Annotated in this window: 24 protein-coding genes; 3 read left to right on the top strand and 21 right to left on the bottom strand. The window is 64.4% G+C overall.

Translation table 11 applies throughout. The annotated features are described in order from the left end of the window. Nucleotides 1-16: 16 nt before the first annotated feature. Nucleotides 17-1,603, bottom strand: a complete 1,587-nt coding sequence (locus tag I6F31_RS20970; protein WP_225147212.1) for an ABC transporter substrate-binding protein — start codon at nt 1,601-1,603, stop codon at nt 17-19. Nucleotides 1,604-1,829: 226 nt separating this feature from the next. On the opposite strand from I6F31_RS20970, the gene I6F31_RS20965 reads away from it, so the two are divergent. Continuing rightward, the gene (locus tag I6F31_RS20965; protein WP_225147163.1) at nt 1,830-2,714 is read left to right on the top strand and encodes a hypothetical protein; all 885 of its coding nucleotides are present in this window, start codon (nt 1,830-1,832) and stop codon (nt 2,712-2,714) included. Nucleotides 2,715-2,778: 64 nt separating this feature from the next. Here I6F31_RS20965 and mtnK read toward each other — a convergent pair whose 3' ends face one another. Next, on the bottom strand, nt 2,779-4,068 hold the full coding sequence (gene mtnK / locus I6F31_RS20960) for an S-methyl-5-thioribose kinase (protein WP_225147164.1): 1,290 nt from the start codon (nt 4,066-4,068) through the stop codon (nt 2,779-2,781). A gap of 230 nt (nt 4,069-4,298) precedes the next feature. Between mtnK and I6F31_RS20955 the strand changes: the two genes are divergently transcribed. Both I6F31_RS20955 and I6F31_RS20950 read left to right on the top strand, forming a co-directional pair. Next, nucleotides 4,299-4,748, top strand: coding sequence for a YidB family protein (locus tag I6F31_RS20955; protein ID WP_036025325.1), 450 nt, complete (start codon nt 4,299-4,301; stop codon nt 4,746-4,748). A 31-nt stretch (nt 4,749-4,779) separates the two neighbouring features. After that, nucleotides 4,780-5,043 carry a GlsB/YeaQ/YmgE family stress response membrane protein gene (locus I6F31_RS20950; RefSeq protein WP_024341246.1) on the top strand — a complete coding sequence of 88 codons (264 nt, stop codon included), beginning with the start codon at nt 4,780-4,782 and terminating at the stop codon, nt 5,041-5,043. Here I6F31_RS20950 and I6F31_RS20945 read toward each other — a convergent pair whose 3' ends face one another. The 19 genes from I6F31_RS20945 to I6F31_RS20855 all read right to left on the bottom strand — a co-directional run bounded on the left by I6F31_RS20945 (nt 5,044) and on the right by I6F31_RS20855 (nt 23,335). Continuing rightward, the gene (locus I6F31_RS20945; RefSeq protein WP_036010150.1) at nt 5,044-5,397 is read right to left on the bottom strand and encodes a hypothetical protein; all 354 of its coding nucleotides are present in this window, start codon (nt 5,395-5,397) and stop codon (nt 5,044-5,046) included. Nucleotides 5,398-5,427: 30 nt separating this feature from the next. Then, complete coding sequence (locus tag I6F31_RS20940) at nt 5,428-5,703, bottom strand: DUF1467 family protein (protein ID WP_025036606.1); 276 nt, start codon at nt 5,701-5,703, stop codon at nt 5,428-5,430. A gap of 9 nt (nt 5,704-5,712) precedes the next feature. Then, nucleotides 5,713-6,117 carry a methylmalonyl-CoA epimerase gene (gene mce, locus I6F31_RS20935; protein ID WP_036010154.1) on the bottom strand — a complete coding sequence of 135 codons (405 nt, stop codon included), beginning with the start codon at nt 6,115-6,117 and terminating at the stop codon, nt 5,713-5,715. Nucleotides 6,118-6,127: 10 nt separating this feature from the next. Next, the gene (locus tag I6F31_RS20930; RefSeq protein ID WP_225143299.1) at nt 6,128-7,798 is read right to left on the bottom strand and encodes a ribonuclease J; all 1,671 of its coding nucleotides are present in this window, start codon (nt 7,796-7,798) and stop codon (nt 6,128-6,130) included. Beyond that, complete coding sequence (locus I6F31_RS20925; RefSeq protein WP_036025332.1) at nt 7,798-8,604, bottom strand: biotin--[acetyl-CoA-carboxylase] ligase; 807 nt, start codon at nt 8,602-8,604, stop codon at nt 7,798-7,800. The genes I6F31_RS20930 and I6F31_RS20925 overlap by 1 nt, the downstream gene beginning before the upstream one ends. A gap of 1 nt (nt 8,605) precedes the next feature. Further along, nucleotides 8,606-10,042 carry an NADH-quinone oxidoreductase subunit NuoN gene (gene nuoN, locus I6F31_RS20920; RefSeq protein WP_036025333.1) on the bottom strand — a complete coding sequence of 479 codons (1,437 nt, stop codon included), beginning with the start codon at nt 10,040-10,042 and terminating at the stop codon, nt 8,606-8,608. Between the two features lie 22 nt (nt 10,043-10,064). Beyond that, nucleotides 10,065-11,573: an NADH-quinone oxidoreductase subunit M gene (locus I6F31_RS20915; protein WP_036010164.1), complete on the bottom strand. Its 1,509-nt coding sequence runs from the start codon at nt 11,571-11,573 to the stop codon at nt 10,065-10,067. Then, nucleotides 11,574-13,673: an NADH-quinone oxidoreductase subunit L gene (gene nuoL / locus I6F31_RS20910; RefSeq protein ID WP_225147165.1), complete on the bottom strand. Its 2,100-nt coding sequence runs from the start codon at nt 13,671-13,673 to the stop codon at nt 11,574-11,576. A 61-nt stretch (nt 13,674-13,734) separates the two neighbouring features. Next, a complete protein-coding gene (nuoK, locus tag I6F31_RS20905; RefSeq protein ID WP_036010170.1) occupies nt 13,735-14,043 on the bottom strand; it encodes an NADH-quinone oxidoreductase subunit NuoK in 309 nt (102 codons plus the stop codon). Further along, the gene (locus tag I6F31_RS20900; RefSeq protein ID WP_036010173.1) at nt 14,040-14,678 is read right to left on the bottom strand and encodes an NADH-quinone oxidoreductase subunit J; all 639 of its coding nucleotides are present in this window, start codon (nt 14,676-14,678) and stop codon (nt 14,040-14,042) included. Before I6F31_RS20900 ends, nuoK begins: the two co-directional genes overlap by 4 nt. Before the next feature lie 9 nt (nt 14,679-14,687). Then, entirely contained in the window at nt 14,688-15,176 is a 489-nt protein-coding gene (nuoI, locus tag I6F31_RS20895) for an NADH-quinone oxidoreductase subunit NuoI (protein ID WP_027550624.1), read from the bottom strand. A gap of 14 nt (nt 15,177-15,190) precedes the next feature. Beyond that, a complete protein-coding gene (gene nuoH / locus I6F31_RS20890) occupies nt 15,191-16,258 on the bottom strand; it encodes an NADH-quinone oxidoreductase subunit NuoH (protein ID WP_085969087.1) in 1,068 nt (355 codons plus the stop codon). A gap of 10 nt (nt 16,259-16,268) precedes the next feature. After that, nucleotides 16,269-18,344, bottom strand: a complete 2,076-nt coding sequence (nuoG, locus tag I6F31_RS20885) for an NADH-quinone oxidoreductase subunit NuoG (protein WP_225186045.1) — start codon at nt 18,342-18,344, stop codon at nt 16,269-16,271. A gap of 5 nt (nt 18,345-18,349) precedes the next feature. Continuing rightward, nucleotides 18,350-19,675 (bottom strand): NADH-quinone oxidoreductase subunit NuoF, encoded by a 1,326-nt coding sequence (gene nuoF / locus I6F31_RS20880; protein ID WP_036025343.1) that lies wholly within the window; start codon nt 19,673-19,675, stop codon nt 18,350-18,352. Between the two features lie 15 nt (nt 19,676-19,690). Continuing rightward, nucleotides 19,691-19,891: a hypothetical protein gene (locus I6F31_RS20875; protein WP_225143282.1), complete on the bottom strand. Its 201-nt coding sequence runs from the start codon at nt 19,889-19,891 to the stop codon at nt 19,691-19,693. After that, nucleotides 19,891-20,502 carry an NADH-quinone oxidoreductase subunit NuoE gene (gene nuoE / locus I6F31_RS20870; protein WP_225125163.1) on the bottom strand — a complete coding sequence of 204 codons (612 nt, stop codon included), beginning with the start codon at nt 20,500-20,502 and terminating at the stop codon, nt 19,891-19,893. The genes I6F31_RS20875 and nuoE overlap by 1 nt, the downstream gene beginning before the upstream one ends. Before the next feature lie 12 nt (nt 20,503-20,514). Beyond that, on the bottom strand, nt 20,515-21,522 hold the full coding sequence (locus I6F31_RS20865) for an FkbM family methyltransferase (RefSeq protein WP_225147168.1): 1,008 nt from the start codon (nt 21,520-21,522) through the stop codon (nt 20,515-20,517). After that, nucleotides 21,522-22,718, bottom strand: coding sequence for an NADH-quinone oxidoreductase subunit D (locus tag I6F31_RS20860; RefSeq protein ID WP_036025346.1), 1,197 nt, complete (start codon nt 22,716-22,718; stop codon nt 21,522-21,524). Before I6F31_RS20860 ends, I6F31_RS20865 begins: the two co-directional genes overlap by 1 nt. Nucleotides 22,719-22,720: 2 nt before the next feature. Beyond that, on the bottom strand, nt 22,721-23,335 hold the full coding sequence (locus I6F31_RS20855) for an NADH-quinone oxidoreductase subunit C (protein ID WP_057029443.1): 615 nt from the start codon (nt 23,333-23,335) through the stop codon (nt 22,721-22,723). Nucleotides 23,336-23,338: the final 3 nt, after the last annotated feature.

Raw genomic sequence — 23,338 nt, 5'->3', positions numbered from 1 at the left:
GGCGGGAGCGCGCGTGTCACTTCGCGGGCGAGGTCTCGTCGACCCAGAGGTCCTCGACGTTCTGGTGGGTCAGCTCGGTCGCGTTGAGCTGAATTCCCTTCAGCCAGGGCTGCACCGCCATGACCGCCTTGTTGTAGTTGAAGAACCAGACCGGCGCCTCCTCGTAGAGCAGCGCATTGGCCTTCTGCAGCAACTGGATGCGCTTTGTGGGATCGTCGGCCTGTCCGGCTTCATCGAGGATCTTGTCGAAGTCGGGATTTTTGTAGGTCGTGTAGTTACAGGCCGCCTGCGGCGTCGCCGAATGGAAGCATTTGAGCGCGGCCTGAGGATCGGGGCCGCTCGCCTGGGAATAGATGAAGGCCTGATAGTCGCCGGTGCGAACCACCTCGGCCAGCACCGCGGTCTCGACCTGCTTGACCTTGGCCTTGATGCCGACCTTGTCCAGCATCGGAATGACGGCCGAGACGATCGGCAGGCCCCAGCTTTCATTCTGGCTGGTGGTCCATTCGAACTCGAAGCCGTTAGGATAGCCGGCTTCGGTGAGCAATTGCTTGGCCTTTGCGGGATCGAAGGGATAAGGCTTCATCGCCTTGTCGTAGGCCGGCGAGGTCAGCGGCAGCCAGCTGGTGGCGCGGTAGGCCTTGCCCTTGACCAGCTTGTTGATGATCAAATCGGTGTCGATGGCGTAATTGATCGCCTGCCTCACGCGCTTGTCGGAGAACGGCTTGACCGCGGGATTCATGCCCATGTAGCGCGTGAACACCTCGGCGACCTCGACGATGGTGCCCTTGAGGTCGGCGTCGGATTGGTAGGCGACGTACTGCGCAGGTCCCAGCACCGAGGTGTCGATCTCCTTGTTGCGGAAGGCGACGTCGCGCGCCGCGGCCTCGCCCATCACCGACACCACGATCTTGTCGGCATAGGGCTTGCCGGGCTTGTAGAACCGGTCCCAGCGCTCCAGGACGATGCGCGATCCCGGCACGTGCTCCACGAACTTGAACGGACCGAGACCGATCGGCTTCTGGATGAAGCTTTCCTTGGCGGCCTCGTCGGCGGGATAGATCGAGGTCAGCGCGGTGAAGAAGTAAAAGCCGGGATCAACCTTCTCGGTCAGCTTCATCTCGATGGTGAAGTCGTCGATCTTCTTCAGGCCCGAGATCTCCTTGGCCTGGCCCTTCTCGACTGCGGCTGCGCCCTCGATGACACGGACGTAACGCGCGCCGGGATAGGCCTTGCTGCCGTCCATGATGCGGTTGTAGGACCAGATGATGTCGTCGGCCGTCATCTTGCGGCCGCTGTGGAAATAGGCGTCGTCGCGCAGCTTGAAGGTGTGAACGAGGCCTCCGCCCGAGACCACATCCTCCTTGGCGAGCTCGAGCACCGGCTTTCCTTCCGCCGAATTCCAGATGTACAGCGAACGGTGCAGGGCCTTGGCGTAGATCTCATCCTGGGCGCGCTGCGTGGTGTGAATGTCGAGGCTGGTGAAGCTCGAGCCGTAGGGCGCCGTCATGCGGATGGTTCCGCCCTTGCGCGGTGTCTGCGCCTCGGCTGTGGCGGCGAGCGCCAGTCCCAAACCGGCAACGATCGCGATGGTCTTGAACATCATGTGTCCCCCCGACGCAGGCGTATTGCGATGAGTGATTTGATCATTCGTCGCCTGCCGAAAGCAAGCTTCGTTTTGACGGCAAATGATGCCGGTTCCTGAGGCAGTCTTTCGGCGGGGCATTGACGCGGTGCGTCATCGGGCGAGAAGGATTGATGAACATTTTTCCTGATCAACGCGACCAAGCTCAGGATCATTATCTGAGCCCCAAGGGATCTGGAAAAAAATGAATCGCCGAACGCTAGCTGCCCTGCTCGCGGCCGGTCTGGTCGCCGCGACGGCCGTGCTGGCGCGCCCGGTCGCGGCCGGCCTAGGTGGAGAGAGCGTGACAGACGCTATCCAGTTCGGCTGGAGTCGCACCTCCGGCGCGAACGACAATGTCGACCAGACCTGGTGGGCGGTCCGGAGCCATGACACTCTGGACAATTTCGTCGAACGGCTGCTCAGCATTCCCGTCGGGATGATGGCGCGCGGTGCGGGAGCACGTTTCGAAGCCAAGCTCTCCGAGCATACCGGCCTGCCGCTGCCCGAAGGCTGGGCCCTCGCGACGGCGAAAGATTCGCCGCAGATCCGGTCGATTTACGCCGAGACGCCGCGCGATCTCGGTTCTGTGCTCGGCTTCTATCGCGACGCACTCGGCAAGCGTGGCTGGACGGAGAAAGAAGGTGCCGTCGAAGAGCCGGACCGGGCCGTGATCACGTTCCTGACGAGAGAGGGACCGGTCCTGCTCCGGCTCTCACGTCAGGACGACAAGACAATTGCCGAGCTGTCGAGGCGCAAGCTCGCCTCGGCGACCATCGGCCTGCTGCCGAAGCCCGGGCATGTGAGGCTGATGCTCGGCAACAAGACGGATGAAGCGGCGGTGATCACCGTCGCCGACCAGGCCGTCAATCTGGCGGCGCACGCCGGCGAAGAACTGGCGAACTCTGACGGTGCCGCAGGCGAATTGCCGGACAGCCAGAAGCTCGATCTGCCGCCCGGCAGGTACAAGGTCACCCTCAAGGTGGACGGCGGAGCGGCAGCGAGCCGGGAGTTCGAGGTCGCGGCCAACGAGACCTGGGGTTTGCTGGCCGGCGCGGACGGCGTCCTGCTGCCGATGCGGCTTTACTAACGTTCCGGGGACGATCTCTCATCTCGCAATCACGGAGCGTGGGCGGGCTCCTCATGAGGCTGGTTCAGCCCGACAATTCCGGCATCCAGTCCCGCAGTTTTCGCGCGGCATTCGTCACATCCGCGATGGTCCGGAACGACGCCGTCTCCACCATCATCGCCCTCGCCAGCCGCACGGCACGGGCTTCGCTGACCGCCCGCGTGCGCGGGTCCTCGATCAGCTCGAAATCGATGTTGTGGGCGAGGCCGAAGATGCGGCGGATGATTTTTGCGGCTGCGAAGCCGACAGCGTCGGCGAACAGGCGTTGCACGTAACTTTTTCGCTCGGCTTCCAGCCGCACGGCACCCTGCTCGCCGGCGAAAAGCGTGACCGGATAGGCATCGCCGGTGCCTCCCGCCCGCCAGAGATCGAGGAACTTTCGGGCGAACTCGGTCCAGACCTGCTCGACCGTCTCCAGCACCCAGGCCTCGAATGCCGCCCGTTCGCCCGGCGCGCGCTCGTGGCCGGCGGAAGCGAAATAGGCCATCAGGAGATTGGCCAGCACGGCGCCGATGTCGAAGCCCATCGGACCGTAGAATGCGAATTCCGGATCGATCACCCGGGTCTGGCCGTCCGTGACCATGATCGAGCCGGTGTGGAGGTCGCCATGGATCAGCGCTTCCGGGCTCGCCATGAATTTCAGCTTCAGCCGGGAGACAGCGACATGCAGCTCCAAGTCCTCGCGCAGGTTCGCGGCAAGGCCGTCCAGATAGGGCGCGGTCCAGCGGTTCTGCTCGGCGATGCGGTAGGGATCGGTGAAGATCAGGTCCTCGGTGATCTTGCACAGGGCGTGGTTGCCGGCAAAGGCCGCGATGGCCTCCTTCTTCTCGGCCGCTGACAGCGCGAGGTCGGAGGTGAAGAACAGCGTCCGCGCCATGAAGGTGGTGATATCGTCGACGAAACGCGGATAGCGCGTTGCCGCGACCAGGCCCTTGCGCATGATGATGTGGGGCTCGAGCAGCTCCATCACCGTCAGCGCCAGCGCCTCGTTGTGATGCAGCACGGCCGGCACCAGGCCGGGCGCGAGCTGGGCCTGGCGCGACAGCGCCAGATATTCGTAATGGGCGCGCGACAGCGGCAGGGGCCAGCTCTCGCCGACGAGGCGGACGTAAGGCAGCGCCTGCTTCACGGCGATGCCGCCGCGCGCGCCCTTGACGATGAAGACGAGGTTGAGGTTGCCGTCGCCCACCTCGGTGATCGCCCAGGAGGACGCCTCGCCGCCAAGGAGCGCGGCGATATCAGGCAAGCCCGCGAGATAGTCCCGCAAGTCCGCCTCGTGCAAAATCCGATAGTCCCCTGCCCGGTCCCCGGTCATTGCGATCCCATCCCATGTCTGGGCCGGATCGCTACTCCCGATGCTGGCAAGCTCGAGCCGATCCGGCCATTCTTTTCATCGGATCGTAGCCACAATGTACGTTGTCTGCCACCCGGTGCTTTGGTGGCGGCCAAGCTGGGACGCTTGGTCGCGAGCTCCGATTGGTCGATTGAGGAACCCAAGCAAGCTGAGACGGTTTTGGGTTTCTGACCTTCTAAAAGGAGCGAGCGATGAGCCGCGGAATGCCATCTATGACTGCCCTGCTGGCGATGCTGGCCATCGCCGGATATCAGAACCGCGACAAGCTGGCGGAGCTGCTGAAAGGCGCCGGCGCCGGCTCGTCCACCGGCGGCCAGCAACCGCTCGGAGGCATGCTCGGCAATCTCGGCGGCATGCTCGGCGCTGGCGGAATCGGGGGCCTGCTCAATGGCGGGATTGGCGAGCTCCTGGAGAGGTTCAACCAGAATGGGCAGGGCGAGATCGCCGATTCATGGGTGAAGCCAGGCCCCAACAAGGAGATCTCCCCGCCGGAGCTCAAGCAAGCCATCGGCAGCGACGTCCTGGAGAAGCTCGCGCAGCAAACCGGGCTTTCCCAGGAGGAGATCGTCTCACGGCTAACCCGCGAGCTTCCTTCCGCAATCGACAAATACACGCCGGATGGACGCCTGCCCGACGCATAGAAGCAGCGGCTCAACTCGAAAAGGTGTACTCATGAGCATTCTCTGGACCATCATCATTGGCTTTCTCGCCGGCGTGATCGCCAAGTTCATCATGCCGGGCGACAACGAACCTTCAGGGTTCATCCTGACGACCATCCTCGGCATCGTCGGCGCCTTCGTCGCTTCGTATCTTGGGCAAGCGCTGGGCTGGTATCGCCCTGGCGAGGGTGCGGGCCTGATCGGTGCCGTGGTCGGCGCGATCATCGTGCTGTTCGTTTACGGTCTCTTCGCCGGCCGGCAGCGCCGCGCGATCTAGCTAGAAAGTCTCCCGCTCCAGGAAGCTGGAGCCGATGTCGGCCTTTCTCTTGATCGGATCGTAGTCGCAATAGACGCTGTCCGCGACCAGCGTGTAGCTGGCGCTGACCGTGTATTTGTCCGTCTTGACCGAGTTCAGGCCGATCACCGAGGTGCTCTTGCCGCCGTTCCATTTGAACGGCGTCGAGCTCTTGGCCTGTTCGCAGGCCAGCACAGCCTCGTTGAAGACATAGCCCTCGACGAACGCCTTCAGGGTGCGCACCTGCGCCGCCATTCGCCATTCGAAATAGCCGATGGCACCGAGCCCTGCGACGATCAGCACCAGAAGCGCAATGACGATACGCTGAAATGTCATTTTTGACCCCATAACAACGCCAATCAAAACTTAAAACGGCATTCCCATCATCTTCGACAGGCGCTCGATCGAGAGATAGCCGGCATGATAGGCCGCAAGGCCAATGCCGAACACGATTGCCGAGATGATCGTGGTCCAGATCAGCTTGTGCCCCATGCGGGTGAGGATGGGAGCACCGGGATCGGTGCCGGGCGCGCCAACACCGTCCTCGTGCTGGCTGCGCACGCCGAACGGCAGCGTCACGAACAGCATGACCCACCAGAGCACGAAATAGATCGCGAGCCAGGTTGAAATCTGGATGGCCATGACGCGGCCCTATGCCTGCTCGATCTCGACGAGGGCGCCGGAAAAATCCTTGGGGTGCAGGAACAGCACCGGCTTGCCGTGGGCGCCGATCTTCGGCACGCCGTCGCCGAGCACCCTCGCGCCCTCCTTCACCAGCGTGTCGCGCGAGGCGATGATGTCGACGACCTCGTAGCAGACGTGATGGATGCCGCCGTCGGGATTGCGCTCGATGAACTTCGCGATCGGCGAGGCCTCGCCGAGCGGCTCGATGAACTCGATCTTGGTGTTGGGCAGGGTCGCGAACACGGTGGTGACGCCGTGCTCGGGCAGCGGCACGGCCTCGGAAATCTGGGCGCCGAAGGCCGCACCGTAGATCTTCGCGGCCTTGACCGCATCCTTGGTCGCGATCGCGACATGGTTGAGCCGGCCCAACATGTTCCCCTCCCTATACCGTCAGTACATGTACCAGACAGGGGGGCTTTTTGCCCCAATGTTCGTTGATCACGGCCCGGACAGCGCGTCGCACCGACTCGGCCAAGGCGTCCGGATCGCGCCGGCGCGCCCTCGGCAAGCCTTCGATGGTCGACATCACGGCATCGAAGACGACGTCGTCGAAGGCCTCGCCGGCCCTGTTCTTCTCGGGGATGCCGACCAAATCGAGCTCGGGATCACCGGCGAGCTCACCCTGCGCGGTCATCGCGATGGCGACGAAGGCGCAGCCGGAAAAGCCCATGCGGCGCCGCTCCACGACGGCACGGGACTTGGAGTCTTCCAGGATCGTGCCGTCCTTGTACAGACGTCCCGACGGCACCTCGCCGACGATGCCGGGATCGCCGGGGCCGAGCTTGACGAGGTCACCGTTGCGGCAGACCAGCACGCGCGGCACGCCGGCAGCGCGGGCGAGCTTGGCGTGCTCATGCAGGTGCAGGGCCTCGCCGTGGACCGGGATCAGGATCTGCGGCTTCACCCAGGAGATCATATCGCGCAGCTCGTCACGGCGGGGATGGCCGGAGACGTGGACCAGCGCATCGCGGTCGGTGATGACCTCGACGCCCTGCAGCACCAGATTGTTGATGATCGAGCCGACCGCCTTCTCGTTGCCGGGAATGGTGCGCGAGGAGAAGATGACGCTGTCGCCGCGGTTCAGCGTGATTTCAGGATGGTCGTCATTGGCGATGCGGGCCAGCGCGGCGCGCGGCTCGCCCTGGCTGCCCGTGCACAACGCCAGCACCTTGTCCTGCGGCAGGTGGCCATAGACCTCGGGCGAGCGGAAGTTCTGCACGCCCTCGAGATAGCCGGTCTCGCGTGCAACCTGCACCACGCGCTCCATGGCCCGGCCGACCACGACGACCTCGCGGTCCGCGGCCCTCGCCGCGTCAGCCACCGCTTTGACGCGGGCGACGTTGGAGGCGAACGTCGTCACCGCGACGCGGCCCTTGGCGGATTTGACGAGGTCGATGATGGTTCGGGCGACCTCGGCCTCCGAGGGCGAACGGCCGTCGCGCACGGCATTGGTGGAATCGCCGATCAAGGCGAGCACGCCCTGCTCGCCCAATTCGCGCAGCCGCTTCTCGTCGGTCGCGGCTCCAAGCGTCGGGGTCGGGTCGATCTTCCAGTCGCCGGTGTGCAGCACGATGCCGGCGTCGGTGTGGATCGCCAGCGCATGCGCTTCCGGAATCGAATGCGCGACCGGAATGAACTCGACGTTGAACGGACCGATATCGACCCGGCCGCCTGAAGGCACCACGGTGACCGGAATCTCGGGCGCGTTGCGCTCGGCGGCGCATTTGGCCTCGAACAGCGCGGCGCTGAACCTGGTTGCGTAGATCGGGCATTTCAGCTTCGGCCAGAGGTCGATGATGGCGCCGAAATGATCCTCATGGGCGTGGGTCAGCACGAGGCCCATCAGGTTCTTGCGCTCCTTCTCCAGGAAGGAGATGTCGGGCATGATCAGGTCGATGCCGGGCAGATGCTCCTCATCGCCGAAGGAGACGCCGAGATCGACCGCAAGCCAGGCGCGCTGGTGACGGTTGCCTAGGCCGTAGATCGACAGGTTCATGCCGATCTCGCCGACGCCGCCGAGCGGCGCAAACACCAATTCGTCCGGCCTTGCCATCACGCTGCTCCCACCGAGGCGACGGGGCCGAAGAACACCTCGCCGGCCGCAACCGGCACGAGGCGGCCCTCCGCGGTGCGGACGATCAGGCAGCCGGTGTCGTCGATCGTGTCAAAAACACCTTCCAGCGTCATGGTTCCCGTGTGGATGGCAACCTTTTCGCCGAGGCCGGCGGCGCGCTCCAGCCAGAGCCTGCGGATCTCGGCAAAGCCGCGGCCATTGTCCCAGATGCCGCGGAACTCGACCCAGGCATCCGACAGCGCCATGAATAGCTCCTCGGCGCTGATCTGGACGCCGAGGGCGGCCAGCGATACGGCGGGCGTCGGGGTGCCCTCGGGCGCGGCGACCACATTGGTCCCGATGCCCACCACGACGGCAAGGCCGCCACCGACGGCCTCGGCCTCAAGGCCAATGCCGACCAGCTTCTTGCCGCTGGCGAGCACGTCATTCGGCCATTTCAGCGCGTAGCGGGGCCGGCCTTCGCCGAGACGGAGCGCGGCCTCGAGGCTCACCTTCTCCAGTGCCGCCTCCTCGGCCAGCCCTGCGGCAAAGCCGAGCGTGGCGGCGACGGCGGGGGCGACGTCCATGACTTCGAGGATGCTGGCGGCGAGATTGCCGCGCGGCGCGATCCAGGCGCGCTGGCGCCGGCCGCGGCCGGCGGTCTGCTCGGACGTGACGAACCACATCGGGCCGCGCTCGCCGGCCCTGGCGTGTTCGATCGCCTCGCTATTGGTCGAGCCGGTCCGTTCGAACGCCGCGAGCCTGTAGCCCGCAGCCGATGCGCGAGGACCGAGCGCGAAGGCCATCCTAGAACAACGACTTTGCCGCGGCGGAGGCGACGCTCACCACGGGCCCCGCGAACAGCGCAAACAGGATATTGAACAGGCCCGCCACCGCCAGCACCGTCCGCACCTCGATGCGCACCGGATCGACCCGGCCGGCCGGCTCGTCGAAATACATCGTCTTGACGATCGCGAGATAATAGTAGGCGCCGACCACGCTGGTCAGCACGCCGATGACGGCGAGCGTGAACAGGTTCGCCTTGATGGCGGCGACGAAGACGTACCATTTGGCGAAGAAGCCGGCGAGCGGCGGAATGCCGGCGAGCGAGAACAGCAGCATCGCGAACATGAAGGCGAGCAGCGGATTGGTGCGCGACAGGCCGGCGAAATCGCTGATCTGCTCCACGGCCTGGCCGTTGCGCTTCATCGCGAGGATGATGGAGAACGAGCCGAGCGTCATCGCGACATAGATCACGATGTACATCAACACGCCCTGCGCGCCTTCCACCGTGCCGGAGGCAAGGCCGACCAGCGCGAAGCCCATGTGACCGATCGACGAATAGGCCATCAGGCGCTTGATGTTGCTCTGGCCGATCGCGGCGAAGGAGCCGAGCGCCATCGAGGCGATCGACACGAACACCAGGATCTGCTGCCATTGCGAGACGATGCCGGGGAATGCGGTGAGCGTGACGCGGGTGAAGACGGCGAGCGCGGCGACCTTCGGCGCCGACGCGAAGAAGGCGGTGACCGGGGTCGGCGCGCCCTCGTAGACGTCAGGCGTCCACATGTGGAACGGCACGGCCGAGACCTTGAAGCAGAGGCCGACGAGCAGGAAGACGAGGCCGAACACCAGGCCGACATTCGAGACCGTCGCGGCCGCGGCGATGCCGGTGAAGCTCACCGTGCCGGTGAAGCCGTAGACCAGCGAGGCGCCGTACAGCAGCATGCCCGAGGACAGCGCGCCGAGCACGAAGTACTTCAGGCCGGCTTCGGTCGACTTGGCGTTGTCGCGGTTCGAGGCTGCCACGACGTAGAGCGCCAGCGACATCAATTCGAGGCCGAGATAGAGCGAGATCAGGTCGCCGGCCGAGATCAGCACCATCATGCCGAGCGTCGAGAGCAGCACGAGGATGGCGTATTCGAAAATCCGGCGCGACGGGTCTGACAGGAACTCGGTCGACAGGACGAGCGTCACGGCCGAGCCGATCAGGGCCAGGATCTTCATGAAGCGGGCGAAGTCGTCGACGATGAAGCTGCCGCCGAACGTCACCTGCTTGCCCGCGGGCTGCATGTAGACGAGCGCGCCGACCACGATGAGGAGCAACACCGCCAGCGACGTCACGGTCCTGGTCGTCTCCTGCCCGCGATAGGCGCCGAGCATCAGAAGCGCCATAGCGCCGACCGCGAGCACGAGCTCGGGCAGCACCGGCGCCAGTTGATAACCTGCAGTCGAAAAGCTCATGGCGATATCCTGACCTGCCCGATCACTGGAGCAGTGCGGCGGCCTTCACGGCCGTCACGGCGGTATTGTAATTGTTGACGAGTTGCTGGACCGAGGCGGCCGACATGTCGAGCACCGGCTTCGGATAGACGCCGAACAGGATCGTCAGCGCGATCATCGGGAATAGAATGACGCACTCCCGCAAGGTGAGATCCTTCATGCTCGCCAGCTGCGGCTTGACCAGCGCCCCGAACACGACCTTGCGATAGAGCCATAGTGCGTAGGCCGCCGAGAGGATCACGCCGAAGCTGGCGAAGAACGCGGTCGGGATCGAGACCTTGAAGGTGCCGAGCAGCGTCATGAACTCGCCGACGAAGCCGCTCGTGCCGGGCAGACCGACATTGGCCATGGTGAACACCATGAAGGTCATCGCATAGAGCGGCATCCGGTTGACGAGGCCGCCATAGGCCGCGATCTCGCGGGTGTGCAGGCGGTCGTAGACGACGCCGACGCAGAGGAACAGCGCGCCGGAGACGATGCCGTGCGAGATCATCTGGAACACGCCGCCGGCGACGCCCTGCATGGTGCCGGCGAAGATGCCCATGGTGACGAAGCCCATATGCGCGACCGAGGAGTACGCGATCAGCTTCTTCATGTCCTCCTGCATCAGCGCCACCAGCGAGGTGTAGATGATGGCGATGGCCGAGAGCGTGAACACCAGCGGCGCGAAGTCGTGCGAGGCCAGCGGGAACATCGGCAGCGAGAAGCGCAGGAAGCCGTAGCCGCCCATCTTCAGCAGGATCGCGGCGAGGACCACGGAGCCCGCGGTCGGTGCCTCCACGTGCGCGTCGGGGAGCCAGGTGTGCACCGGCCACATCGGCATCTTCACCGCAAAGGAGGCAAAGAAGGCGAGCCACGCCCAGGTCTGCAACGACCGCGGCACGGCGGTGTGCATCAGCGTCGGGATGTCGGTGGTGCCGCCGTTCCAGTACAGCGCCATGATGGCGAGCAGCATCAGGACCGAGCCGAGCAGCGTGTAGAGAAAGAACTTGAACGAGGCATAGACCCGGCGCGGACCGCCCCAGACGCCGATGATCAGGAACATCGGGATCAGGCCGCCCTCGAAGAACAGGTAGAACAGCACGAGATCGAGCGCCGAGAAGGTGCCGATCATCAGCGTTTCCAGGATCAGGAACGCCATCATATATTCGCGGACGCGGTTGGTGATCGCCTTCCAGCTCGCGATGATGCAAAACGGCATCACGGCGGTGGTCAGGATCACGAGCGGCAGTGAGATGCCGTCGACGCCCATGTGGTAGGTGATGCCGGTGGCGAGCCAGTTCGCCTTCTCGACGAATTGGAAGTCGGGGTTGCTGGGGTCGAAGCGCATGACCAGGATCACCGACACCGCGAAGGTGATCAGCGTGGTCCAGAGCGCGATCCAGCGCGAATTGCGCCGCGCCGCCTCGTCGTCACCGCGGCTCAGATAGACGATCAGCGCGCCGACCAGCGGCAGGAACGTCGTGACCGAAAGAATGGGCCAGGTTGTCATTTACTGGCCTCCAAAGCCGAACATGAACCAGGTGATCAGGCCGGCGGCGCCGATCAGCATGGCGAATGCATAGTGATAGAGATAGCCGGTCTGGATCTTGACGACGTTGCGGGTGACGTCCAGCACGCGGGCCGAGACGCCGTCGGGGCCGAAGCCGTCGATGATGAAGCCGTCGCCCTTCTTCCAGAGCTGGTAGCCGATCCACTTCGCCGGTCGGACGAAGATGATGTCGTAGAGCTCGTCGAAGTACCATTTGTTGAGCAGGAACTGGTACAGCATCGGCTGCGTGTTCGCGAGCTCGACCGGCAGGTAGGGCCGGCGGATGTAGAACAGGTAGGAGACGAGGAAACCCAGCACCATCATCACCGTCGGCAGGAAGGCGATGGTCTGCGGGATGTGATGCATCTCCTCGATGATGTGCGGGTTCATCTTGACGGACTCGCGGAAGAACTCCTCGACCCCGTGGCCGGCGAACAGCTCCTTGAACGGCAGGCCGGCGACGAACGAGCCGACCGCGAGCACGCCGATCGGGATCAGGATCCAGAGCGGAGCCTCATGCGCGGCCTCGTAATGATGCTCGTCATGCGGCTCGCCGTGGAAGGTCTTGAAGATCAGGCGCCAGGAGTAGAACGAGGTCAGGCCGGCGGCGATGATCGTCATCAGGAAGCCGTACACCGCGAACGGATTGTGCGAGGCGTAGGCGGACTCGATGATCGCGTCCTTGGAGAAGTAGCCGGCGGTGAGCGGGAAGCCGGTCAGCGCCAGCGTGCCGACCACCATCACCGCATAGGTGTAGGGAATCTTCTTCCAGAGGCCGCCCATGTTGCGGATGTCCTGCTCGTGGTGCATCGCGTAGATCACCGAGCCGGAGCCCAGGAACAGCAGCGCCTTGAAGAAGGCGTGCGTGAACAGGTGGAACATGCCGACCGAATAGGCCCCTGCTCCCATCGCCACGAACATGTAGCCGAGCTGCGAACAGGTCGAGTAGGCGACGATGCGCTTGATGTCGTTCTGGACGAGGCCGATGGTCGCGGCGAAGAACGCCGTGGTCGCGCCGAAGAACATCACGACGGCCTGGGCATTCGGAGCGAGCTCGAACAGCGGCGACAGGCGCGCCACCATGAAGACGCCGGCGGTGACCATGGTCGCGGCATGGATCAGCGCCGACACCGGGGTCGGGCCTTCCATCGCGTCCGGCAACCAGGTGTGCAGCAGGAACTGGGCGGACTTGCCCATCGCGCCCATGAACAGCAGCAGGCAGGTCAGCGTCAGCGCGTCGGCGTGCCAGCCGAGGAAGTTGATGGTCTTGCCGGTGAGGCCGGGCGCGGCGTGGAAGATGGTCTCGAAATCGGTCGAGCCGACCAGCATGAAAACCGCGAAGATGCCGAGCGCGAAGCCGAAGTCGCCGACGCGGTTGACCACGAAGGCCTTGATGGCGGCAGCGTTCGCCGAGGGCTTCTGGTACCAGAAGCCGATCAGCAGATAGCTGGCGAGACCCACGCCTTCCCAGCCGAAGAACAGCTGCACCAAATTGTCGGCCGTCACCAGCATCAGCATGGCGAAGGTGAACAGCGAGAGATACCCGAAGAAGCGCGGCCGGTTCGGGTCCTCGTCCATGTAGCCGATGGAATAGAGGTGCACGAGCGAGGACACGGTCGTCACCACCACCAGCATTACGGCGGTGAGCGTATCGACGCGCAGCGTCCACCAGACCTGGAGATCGCCGGAGAAGATCCAGGGCAGCAACTGGATCCTGTAGTCGTGATGCATGAAGCCGACGTCGACCAGCGTCATCCAGGACAAGGCCGCCGAGACGAACAGCAGCCCGGTGGTGATCAGCTCGGCCGCGCGCGAGCCCGCCGCCGGCGGCTCGGTCGGGCCATGGCCGTGATCGTCGTGAGCGTCGTCGTGATGGCTCTCGTGGATGACCGAGGCATCCTCGTTGATCTTGTCGGACGCATGGGCATGCGCGCCATGGCCGTGGCCGCCGTGATGATCGAGCTCGTCGCCCGAGGGATTGCGGGCATGCGCGCCGAACAGCGCGATCAGGCCAGCCAGAATGGCGCCCAGCAGAGGCAGAAAGACAATTGCCTGAACCATGACTTACTCTTTCCGCATGATCTGGTCGGAAAACCGGTACCCACTTTTCCGGATCATGCGCTCAGCCCTTCATCAGATTGACGTCCTCAACCGCGATCGAGCCGCGGTTGCGGAAATAGACCACCAGGATGGCGAGACCGATCGCAGCTTCGGCAGCCGCGACCGTCAACACCAGCAGCGCGAAGACCTGGCCGACGATGTCGCCGAGGAAGCTCGAGAACGCCACGAGGTTGATGTTGACCGAGAGCAGGATCAGCTCGATCGACATCAGGATGACGATGATGTTCTTGCGGTTCAGGAAGATGCCGAGGATGCCGAGCGTGAACAGGATCGCGCCGACCGCCAGATAGTGTCCGAGCCCGATCGTCATTTCACCCACTCCGCCGCGTCCGCGTCCGAGAGCCCCTGCCCCGGCGCCACCTTGCGCACCGCCATCGCGATGTCGGGCGTGCGCGCGTTCTGAACGTTGATGTCCTGCCGCTTGACCTTCTCCTTGTGGCGCAGCGTCAGCACGATGGCGCCGATCATGGCGACCAGGAGCACCATGCCCGAGAGCTGGAAGTAGTGGATGTACTTCGTATAGAGCACGAGACCGAGCGCCTCGGTGTTGCTGACGTTGGCCGGGATCGCCGCCGTGATCGTCTTGGAGACGCCGGGATTGATGACCCAGAAGCCGACGGTGAGCAGCAACTCGAACATGAAGATGCCGCCGATCACGAGGCCGACCGGCAGGTACTCGATGAAGCCCTCGCGCAGCTCGAGGAAGTCGACGTCGAGCATCATGATCACGAACAGGAACAGCACCGCGACCGCGCCGACATAGACGACGATCAGCATCATGCCGAGGAATTCGGCTCCCATCAGCACGAACAGGCCGGAGGCGTTGACGAAGGCCAGGATCAGGTACAGCACTGAGTGCACGGGATTGCGCGAGACAATCACCATCACGGCCGAGGCGACGCAGACGCCGGCGAAGAGATAAAAGAACAGTGCGGGAAGGATCATGCCCTCACCTCACCGGTACGGCGCGTCGAGCTCGATCGCCTTGGCGATCTCGCGTTCCCAGCGGTCGCCGTTGGCGAGCAGCTTGGCCTTGTCATAATAGAGCTCCTCGCGGGTCTCGGTCGCGAACTCGAAGTTCGGGCCTTCAACGATGGCATCGACCGGACAGGCCTCCTGGCAGAGGCCGCAATAAATGCACTTCACCATGTCGATGTCGTAGCGCACGGTGCGGCGGGTGCCGTCGTTGCGGCGCGGGCCGGCCTCGATGGTGATGGCCTGCGCCGGGCAGACCGCCTCGCACAGCTTGCAGGCGATGCAGCGCTCTTCGCCGTTCGGATAGCGGCGCAGCGCGTGCTCGCCGCGGAAGCGGGGCGAGATCGGGCCCTTCTCGAACGGATAGTTCAGCGTCGGCTTCGGCTGGAAGAAATAACGCATGGCGAGGAAGAACGCCGAGACGAATTCCGACAGCAGAAGCGAGCGTGCAGTGGCGTTGACGTTGATACCCATGACGGCCCTCACTTCGGCGCGATGCCGGCGAAATGCAGCACGCCGGCCACCACGATCACCATCGCCAGCGACAGCGGCAGGAACACCTTCCAGCCGAGGCGCATCAGTTGATCGTAGCGGTAGCGCGGCACGATCGCCTTCGCCATCGCGAACAGGAAGAACATGAAGAACAGCTTCAGCGAGAACCAGATGATCCCCGGCACCCAGTTGAAGGGCGGCAGGTCCACCGGCGGCAGCCAGCCTCCGAGGAACAGGATGGTCGCCAGCGCGCACATCGTGACGATTGCGACATACTCGCCGAGCATGAACAGGAGGTACGGCGTCGAACCGTACTCGACCATGAAGCCGGCGACGAGCTCGGATTCGGCTTCGACGAGGTCGAAGGGCGGACGGTTGGTTTCCGCCAGCGCCGAGACGTAGAACACCACGAACATCGGGAACAACGGCCAGACGTACCAATTCAGGATCGTCAGCTGCGGCAGCCCGATCAGGCTGGCGAGGCCGCGCGCGTGCTGGGCCTCGACCACCGCCGTCAGGTTCAGCGTGCCGGCGCAGAGCAGCACGGTGATGATGACGAAGCCGATCGAGACTTCGTAGGACACCATCTGCGCGGCCGAGCGCAGCGCGGCGAGGAACGGATACTTCGAGTTCGACGACCAGCCGGCCATGATGATGCCGTAGATCGACAGCGACGAGATCGCGAAGATGAAGAGGACGCCGACATTGATGTCGGCGATCACCCAGCCGAGATTGGTCGGGATCACCGCCCAGGCCGCGAGCGCGAGCACGCATGAGACCAAGGGAGCAAGAAGAAACACGCCCTTGTTGGCGCCGGCCGGAATGATCGGCTCCTTCAGCACGAACTTCAACAGGTCGGCGAAGGATTGCAGCAGGCCCCACGGGCCGACGACGTTCGGGCCGCGGCGGATCTGCACCGCCGCCCAGATCTTGCGGTCGGCGAGCAGGATGTAGGCGATCGCGACCAGCAGGACGACGAGCACGAGGACGCTCTGCGCGACCATGATGATCAGCGGCCAGAGGAACCCGGTCCAGAATGCGCTTTCGAAGAATTCCATCAGATCACGCTCACTCCGCTGCGGTCAGCATCTGCCCGGAGGCGAGGCGCGAGCATTCCGCCATCACGGCGGACGCACGCGCGATTGGGTTGGTCAAATAGAAGTCCTCGACCAGAGGCTTGAACGGCGCCTTCTCGGGCGAGCCGCCCTTGCCCGCCAGCTTCTTGATCTGGTCGGCCGAGCCGGCCTCGATCTGGTCGAGACGGATGAAATGCGGCACGGCCTTGAACACCGCCTGGCGCAGGGCTTGAAGCGAGTCATAGCCGAGCTTCTTGCCGAGTGCTTCCGACAGTGCGCGGATGATCGCCCAGTCCTCGCGGGCCTCGCCCGGCGGGAACGCGGCGCGGCCCGTCATCTGCACGCGGCCTTCGGTGTTGACGTAGATCGCGGACTTCTCGGTGTAGGCGGCCCCCGGCAGGATGACGTCGGCGCGGTGTGCGCCACGATCACCATGGGTGCCGATATAGACGACGAAGGTGCCGTCAGGCGCCTTTATCTCGTCGGCGCCGAGCAGGAATAGCAGGTCGAGCGTGCCGAACGTCGTCATCTGCGCGGCATTGAGGCCGCCGCTGGTTGCGGCAAAGCCGATGTCGAGCGCGCCGACGCGCGAGGCGGTCTCGTGCAGCACGCCAAAACCGTTCCAGCCGTCCTTGACTGCGCCGACATCGAGCGCGAGCTTGGCGCTGGCGGCGAGAATGGCGGCGCCGTCGTGACGGGCGGCCGCGCCCGCACCGACCAGGATGATCGGTTTCTCAGCGTTCTTCAGCACGTCCATGAAGGAATGCTTGCCGGCCGCGAGCTCGGCCAGCGTCTCGGTACCGGCACCGAGATGGTCGTAATCATAGGTCAGGTCGGCCTTGGCACCGATCACGCCGACCTTGAAGCCGCCGGCACGCCAGCGCTTGCGGATGCGGGCGTTGAACACGGCCGCCTCTTTCCGCGGGTTCGCGCCGATGATGAGCAGCGCGTCCGCCTGCTCGACGCCGGCGAGCGTCGGATTGAAGATGTAGGAGCCGCGGCCGAGCGCGGGATCGAAGGCGTCGCCGCCCTGCACCGCCAGATTGCTCGAACCGTATTTGCCGAGCAGGTCCTTCAGCGCGAACATCTCCTCGACGCCGGCGAGATCGCCTGCGATCGCGCCGATGCGCTTGCCGTCGGTGCGCGCCGCCTTGGCGGCGATCGCAGCGAAGGCTTCGGTCCAGCTCGCTGCGCGCAGCTTGCCGGCCTCGCGGATATAGGGCCGGTCGAGACGCTGGGTGCGGAGGCCATCGACCACGTGCCGGGTCTTGTCGGAGATCCACTCCTCGTTCACGGCCTCGTTGATGCGCGGCAGGATCCTCATCACCTCGCGGCCGCGGGTGTCGACGCGGATCGCAGAACCGACGCCGTCCATGACGTCGATCGACTGGGTCTTGCCGAGCTCCCACGGGCGCGCCGCGAAGGCATAGGGCTTCGAGGTCAGCGCGCCGACCGGGCAGATGTCGACGAGGTTGCCCTGCAATTCGGACGTCAGCGCGTGCTCCAGATAGGTCGTGATCTCCATGTCCTCGCCGCGGCCGGTGGCGCCCATCTCGGGCGCGCCGGCGACTTCCGCCGAGAAGCGGACGCAGCGCGTGCACTGGATGCAGCGGTTCATCGAGGTCTTGACCAGCGCGCCGAGATATTTGTCCTCGACCGCGCGCTTGTTCTCGGCGAAGCGGCTGGTGTCGACACCATAGCCCATCGCCTGGTCCTGCAGGTCGCACTCGCCGCCCTGGTCGCAGATCGGGCAATCCAGCGGATGGTTGATCAGAAGGAATTCCATCACGCCTTCGCGTGCCTTCTTCACCATCGGCGAACGCGTCGAAATCTCGGGCGGCTCGCCCTTGGGGCCCGGACGGCAGTCGCGCACGCCCCAGGCGCAGCTCGCGACCGGCTTCGGGCCGCCCTTCACCTCGACGAGACACATCCGGCAATTGCCGGCGATCGACAGCCGCTCGTGATAGCAGAAGCGCGGAATCTCGGCGCCGGCCGCCTCGCACGCCTGAAGCAGCGTGTACTCGGCGGGGACATCGATCTCTTTGCCGTCGATGATGAGCTTGGTCATGTCTCTTACTCCGCCGCGACCATGTTCACGGGATCGCGGACCCCGATGTCATCGACATCGGCCTTGTGCGAATATTGGTCGATGCGCGCTTCGATCTCGTGGCGGAAGTGCGTGATCAGGCCCTGGATCGGCCAGGCCGCGGCGTCGCCGAGCGCGCAGATGGTGTGGCCTTCGACCTGCTTGGTGACCTCGAGCAGCATGTCGATCTCGCGCTTGTGGGCACGGCCTTCGGCCATGCGGGTCAGGACGCGCCACATCCAGCCTGTGCCCTCGCGGCACGGCGTGCACTGGCCGCAGCTCTCGTGCTTGTAGAAATAGGAGATGCGGGCGATCGCACGGATCAGGTCGGTCGACTTGTCCATCACGATCACCGCGGCGGTGCCGAGGCCCGAGCGCAGCTTGCTCAGGCTATCGAAATCCATCGGCGTGTCGATGATCTGCTCGGCCGGCACCATGCGCACCGACGAGCCGCCGGGGATCACGGCCTTGAGGTTGTCCCAGCCGCCGCGAATGCCGCCACAATGCTTCTCGATCAGCTCACGGAACGGGATGCCCATGGCCTCTTCGACATTGCAGGGCCGCTCGACATGGCCGGAGATGCAGAACAGCTTGGTGCCGACATTGTTCGGGCGGCCGATGCCGGCGAACCACGCCGCGCCGCGGCGCAGGATATCGGGCGCAACGGCGATGGATTCGACGTTGTTGACGGTGGTCGGGCAGCCGAACAGACCGACATTCGCCGGGAACGGCGGCTTCAGCCGCGGCTGACCCTTCTTGCCCTCGAGGCTTTCGAGCAGCGCGGTCTCCTCGCCGCAGATATAGGCGCCGGCCCCGTGGGCGACGTAGAGGTCGAACGGCCAGCCGTTGAGATTGTCCTTGCCGATCAGCTTGGCTTCATAGGCCTGGTCGATCGCGGCCTGAAGGCGCTCGCGCTCGCGGATGAACTCGCCGCGGACATAGATGTAGCAGGCATGCGCGTTCATCGCGAAGCTCGCGATCAGGCAGCCCTCGACCAACAGATGCGGATCATGCCGCATGATCTCGCGGTCCTTGCAGGTGCCGGGCTCGGATTCGTCGGCGTTGACGACGAGATAGCTGGGACGGCCGTCGGTGGACTCCTTCGGCATGAAGGACCATTTGAGACCGGTCGGGAAGCCTGCGCCGCCGCGGCCGCGGAGCCCTGAGGCCTTCATCTCGTTGATGATCCAGTCGCGGCCCTTGTCGATGATGTTCTTGGTGCCGTCCCAGGCGCCACGACGCCGCGCACCCTCCAGCCCCCAATCATGGAGGCCGTAGAGGTTCTTGAAGATGCGGTCCTTGTCCTCGAGCATATCAGTGCTTTCCGATCAACGAATGGACTGCTTGTAGGCAAGTCCGGCGGCGCAGACGGCGAAGAACAGCGCCCAGAGCAGACTGGTCTCCTGCGAGGCGTTCATGAAGTAACGCTGCAGCAGGAACATGAAGGCAGCCGCGATCGCGGCGTGCATGGCGACGAAGCCCCATTTCTTCACGGCCGCGGTCCCTCCGGTTATGGCGAGATCACGCATCAGGTGATCTCCTTGAGCGTGGTCGGTCCGGTGATCGGCGCCGAGAATTGGCGGCCGTTCTGCGGACCGGGCTTGGGCGGATTGCCCGAAGCGAAGCCATCGAGCACCTTGCCGAAGCTTTCCTTGGTCAGGTCCTCATAGGTGTCCTTGCCGATCAGCACCATCGGCGCGTTCACGCAGGCGCCCAGGCACTCCACCTCCTCCCAGCTGAAATTGCCGTCCTTGGAGAGATGGAAGGGCTCGTGATGGATGCGGTGCTCGCAGACGTGGATCAGATCCTCGGCGCCGCGGAGCCGGCACGGGGTGGTGCCGCAGACCTGGACGTGAGCCTTCTTGCCGACGGGGGCGAGCTGGAACATGGTGTAGAAGGTCGCGACCTCCAGCACGCGGATATAGGGCATGTCGAGCATGTCGGCGATGACGCGGATCGCGGCTTCCGACACCCAGCCCTCGTTCTGCTCCTGCGCACGCCAGAGGATGGCGATGACGGCGGAGGCCTGGCGGCCTTCGGGATATTTCGCGATCTGCTGCCGGGCGAATGCGAGGTTCTCCTCCGTGAACGCAAAGCTCGCGGGCTGGACTTCCTTCGGTGCTAATCGGCGAACGGACATCTCTTCAATCTCTCACTGCATGCGGCGCGCGGACTTGGCATTCAGATTCTTGGCATTCAGATTTTTGGTATCCAGGTTCTTGGCGTTCATGGCCTCGATCCTGTCCTGCCAGAATGCGCTTGCGGTGCCGAAAACGTTGTAGCCGACGTGGGTCGAGACCTTGATGCGGTCGAGGATCGACAGCTCGGTCACGGTTTCCATGCGGTTGCTGCGCGGATCGAACACGATCAGCTTCAGCGGGGTCTGTTCGAGGATGAAGCGCGACACTGCGTGCGAGCGGTCGCTGCCGTGCTCCTCGCACATGATGACGCTGTCGGTCTGCAGCAGGCGGACGCCGCCCTTGATCGCCTCGATCTCGACGCCTTCGACGTCGAGCTTGATCAGGTACTTGCCGGTGGCCGCGACCTTGCCGTCCTCGATCAAATTGTCGAGCGCGATCACCGGCACCTCTTCGCCGCCCGCCGACTGATCGCCGGCGATGCTGAAGGCTTCGTGCTTGGTGCCCGACAGACGCGCGGTGCCGCGCGCCGCGCCGATGGCGCATTTCATGGTCTCGAAGCGGCCAGCGTTGATGCGGGCATTGTTGGCGAGCTTCGAATAGTTCTGGCCCGACGGCTCGATCGCGATCGCCTTGTGCGCGCCGAACGGCTTGCTCGAGACCAGCACCGACCAATAACCGTAATTGGCGCCGCAATCGAGCAGCGTGTAGTCGACGTCGATGGAATCGGCGAACAAGAGCTCGAGCTCGTCCTCGTAAATGTAGGAGCGGTTGAGCAGCTTGCTCCAATAGCCGTCGCCGTAAGGGAATTCGAACACCGCGTCGGGATTGAGCCTGATCGCGATGTTGCGCTCGGGCAGCGTCTTGCGCAGCAAATTCGCGCAGGCGATGTAGCCCATATGCGAGAAGTGCGAAGAGATCTTCGATCCCGTCACCAGCGCCAAGGCAGCCGTCCGCTCCCACAGGTTGGCCCCTTCAAGGGCCCCCGAGGCACGGTCAAACTGGATTGGCGCCTGCGCCATCACCGATCGACCTCTCCGAACACGATGTCGAGCGATCCTAGGATCGCCGACACGTCGGCCAGCAGATGGCCGCGGCAGATGTGGTCCATGGCCTGCAGATGTGCAAAGCCCGGCGCGCGGATCTTGCACTTGTAGGGCTTGTTGGTGCCGTCGGCGACGAGATAGACGCCGAACTCGCCCTTGGGCGCCTCGACCGCAGCATAGACCTCGCCGGCCGGCACGTGGACGCCTTCGGTGTAGAGCTTGAAGTGGTGGATCAGCGCTTCCATCGAGCGCTTCATCTCGCCACGGCGCGGCGGCGCGACCTTGTTGTCTTCGACGACGACCGGGCCCTTGCCGTCAGGCGCGTTCAGCTTCTGGATGCACTGTTTCATGATGTGCACGGACTGGCGCATCTCTTCCATGCGGATCAAATAGCGATCGTAGCAGTCGCCGTTCTTGCCGATCGGAATGTCGAAATCCATCTCGGCGTAGCACTCATAGGGCTGCGACTTGCGCAAGTCCCAGGCCGCGCCCGAGCCGCGCACCATCACACCCGAGAAACCCCATTCCCAGGCTTCCTTGAGCGGCACCACGCCGATGTCGACGTTGCGCTGCTTGAAGATGCGATTGGCGGTGAGCAGACGGTCGAGATCGTCCACAACCTTGAGGAACGGATCGCACCAGGCCTCGATGTCGTCGACCAGCTTCTGCGGCAGGTCCTGGTGCACGCCGCCGATACGGAAATAGGCCGCATGCATGCGGCTGCCCGAGGCGCGCTCGTAGAACACCATCAGCTTCTCGCGCTCTTCGAAGCCCCACAGCGGCGGGGTCAGCGCGCCGACGTCCATCGCCTGCGTGGTGACGTTGAGCAGATGCGAGAGGATGCGGCCGATCTCGCAATAGAGCACGCGGATCAGCTGGCCGCGGCGCGGCACCTCGATGCCGAGCAGCTTCTCGGCGGCGAGGCAGAAGGCATGCTCCTGGTTCATCGGCGCGACGTAGTCGAGCCGGTCGAAATAAGGGATCGCCTGCAGATAAGTCTTCTGCTCGATCAGCTTCTCAGTGCCGCGGTGAAGCAGGCCGATATGCGGATCGACGCGCTCGACCACTTCGCCGTCGAGTTCGAGCACGAGGCGCAAAACGCCGTGCGCCGCCGGGTGCTGCGGTCCGAAATTGATTGTGAAGTTACGGAGATTCTGCGGTTGCTCGTTCATGATCAGACCTTCGGCCCCGCTTTTTCATCGCCCGGAAGCACCGGATAGTCGGCCCCTTCCCAAGGGGATAAAAAGTCGAACTTGCGGAATTCCTGGTTGAGGCGGACCGGCTCGTACACCACCCGCTTCTCCTGGTCGTCGTAGCGGACCTCGACGAAGCCGGTGAGCGGGAAATCCTTGCGCAGCGGATGGCCCTCGAAGCCGTAGTCGGTGAGGATGCGGCGCATGTCGGGATGGCCGACGAAGAACACGCCGTAGAGGTCGTAGGCTTCGCGCTCGAACCAGTCCGCGCCGGGGAAGACGTCGATCAGCGAGGGCACCTGCGTGGTCTCGTCGGCTTGCGCCTTGAGCCGGATGCGCGCGTTCAAGGTCGGCGACAGGAAGTGATAGATGACGTCGAAGCGCTTCTCGCGATCCGGGTAGTCCACCGCCGTGATGTCGGTGATGTTGACGAACCGGCAGTTCGGGTCATCGCGGAGGTACTTGACCACCTCGACGATCCTGGCGGCCTCGACGTCCACGGTGAGCTGGTTGAAGGCCAACGAGTGACCGGTCGCGGCGCCCGGAAGCGCGCTAACGATCGTCTGCCCCAGGGCGTCGAGCTTGGCGTCGTCCATGAC

Origin of the sequence: Bradyrhizobium sp. NBAIM01 (assembly GCF_020194115.1) — a bacterium.
GTDB classification, from domain to species: domain Bacteria; phylum Pseudomonadota; class Alphaproteobacteria; order Rhizobiales; family Xanthobacteraceae; genus Bradyrhizobium; species Bradyrhizobium yuanmingense.
The sequence above is the reverse complement of the archived record's forward strand: the minus strand, read 5'-3'. Positions and strand labels throughout refer to the sequence as shown.

Excerpts from the sequence above, each read along its gene's own strand:
- I6F31_RS20970 (WP_225147212.1), bottom strand. The coding sequence starts at position 1,603 with ATGTTCAAGACCATCGCGATCGTTGCCGGTTTGGGACTGGCGCTCGCC.
- I6F31_RS20965 (WP_225147163.1), top strand. The coding sequence starts at position 1,830 with ATGAATCGCCGAACGCTAGCTGCCCTGCTCGCGGCCGGTCTGGTCGCC.
- mtnK (WP_225147164.1), bottom strand. The coding sequence starts at position 4,068 with ATGACCGGGGACCGGGCAGGGGACTATCGGATTTTGCACGAGGCGGAC.
- I6F31_RS20955 (WP_036025325.1), top strand. The coding sequence starts at position 4,299 with ATGAGCCGCGGAATGCCATCTATGACTGCCCTGCTGGCGATGCTGGCC.
- I6F31_RS20950 (WP_024341246.1), top strand. The coding sequence starts at position 4,780 with ATGAGCATTCTCTGGACCATCATCATTGGCTTTCTCGCCGGCGTGATC.
- I6F31_RS20945 (WP_036010150.1), bottom strand. The coding sequence starts at position 5,397 with ATGACATTTCAGCGTATCGTCATTGCGCTTCTGGTGCTGATCGTCGCA.
- I6F31_RS20940 (WP_025036606.1), bottom strand. The coding sequence starts at position 5,703 with ATGGCCATCCAGATTTCAACCTGGCTCGCGATCTATTTCGTGCTCTGG.
- mce (WP_036010154.1), bottom strand. The coding sequence starts at position 6,117 with ATGTTGGGCCGGCTCAACCATGTCGCGATCGCGACCAAGGATGCGGTC.
- I6F31_RS20930 (WP_225143299.1), bottom strand. The coding sequence starts at position 7,798 with ATGGCAAGGCCGGACGAATTGGTGTTTGCGCCGCTCGGCGGCGTCGGC.
- I6F31_RS20925 (WP_036025332.1), bottom strand. The coding sequence starts at position 8,604 with ATGGCCTTCGCGCTCGGTCCTCGCGCATCGGCTGCGGGCTACAGGCTC.
- nuoN (WP_036025333.1), bottom strand. The coding sequence starts at position 10,042 with ATGAGCTTTTCGACTGCAGGTTATCAACTGGCGCCGGTGCTGCCCGAG.
- I6F31_RS20915 (WP_036010164.1), bottom strand. The coding sequence starts at position 11,573 with ATGACAACCTGGCCCATTCTTTCGGTCACGACGTTCCTGCCGCTGGTC.
- nuoL (WP_225147165.1), bottom strand. The coding sequence starts at position 13,673 with ATGGTTCAGGCAATTGTCTTTCTGCCTCTGCTGGGCGCCATTCTGGCT.
- nuoK (WP_036010170.1), bottom strand. The coding sequence starts at position 14,043 with ATGACGATCGGGCTCGGACACTATCTGGCGGTCGGCGCGATCCTGTTC.
- I6F31_RS20900 (WP_036010173.1), bottom strand. The coding sequence starts at position 14,678 with ATGATCCTTCCCGCACTGTTCTTTTATCTCTTCGCCGGCGTCTGCGTC.
- nuoH (WP_085969087.1), bottom strand. The coding sequence starts at position 16,258 with ATGGAATTCTTCGAAAGCGCATTCTGGACCGGGTTCCTCTGGCCGCTG.
- nuoG (WP_225186045.1), bottom strand. The coding sequence starts at position 18,344 with ATGACCAAGCTCATCATCGACGGCAAAGAGATCGATGTCCCCGCCGAG.
- nuoF (WP_036025343.1), bottom strand. The coding sequence starts at position 19,675 with ATGCTCGAGGACAAGGACCGCATCTTCAAGAACCTCTACGGCCTCCAT.
- I6F31_RS20875 (WP_225143282.1), bottom strand. The coding sequence starts at position 19,891 with ATGCGTGATCTCGCCATAACCGGAGGGACCGCGGCCGTGAAGAAATGG.
- nuoE (WP_225125163.1), bottom strand. The coding sequence starts at position 20,502 with ATGTCCGTTCGCCGATTAGCACCGAAGGAAGTCCAGCCCGCGAGCTTT.
- I6F31_RS20865 (WP_225147168.1), bottom strand. The coding sequence starts at position 21,522 with ATGGCGCAGGCGCCAATCCAGTTTGACCGTGCCTCGGGGGCCCTTGAA.
- I6F31_RS20860 (WP_036025346.1), bottom strand. The coding sequence starts at position 22,718 with ATGAACGAGCAACCGCAGAATCTCCGTAACTTCACAATCAATTTCGGA.
- I6F31_RS20855 (WP_057029443.1), bottom strand. The coding sequence starts at position 23,335 with ATGGACGACGCCAAGCTCGACGCCCTGGGGCAGACGATCGTTAGCGCG.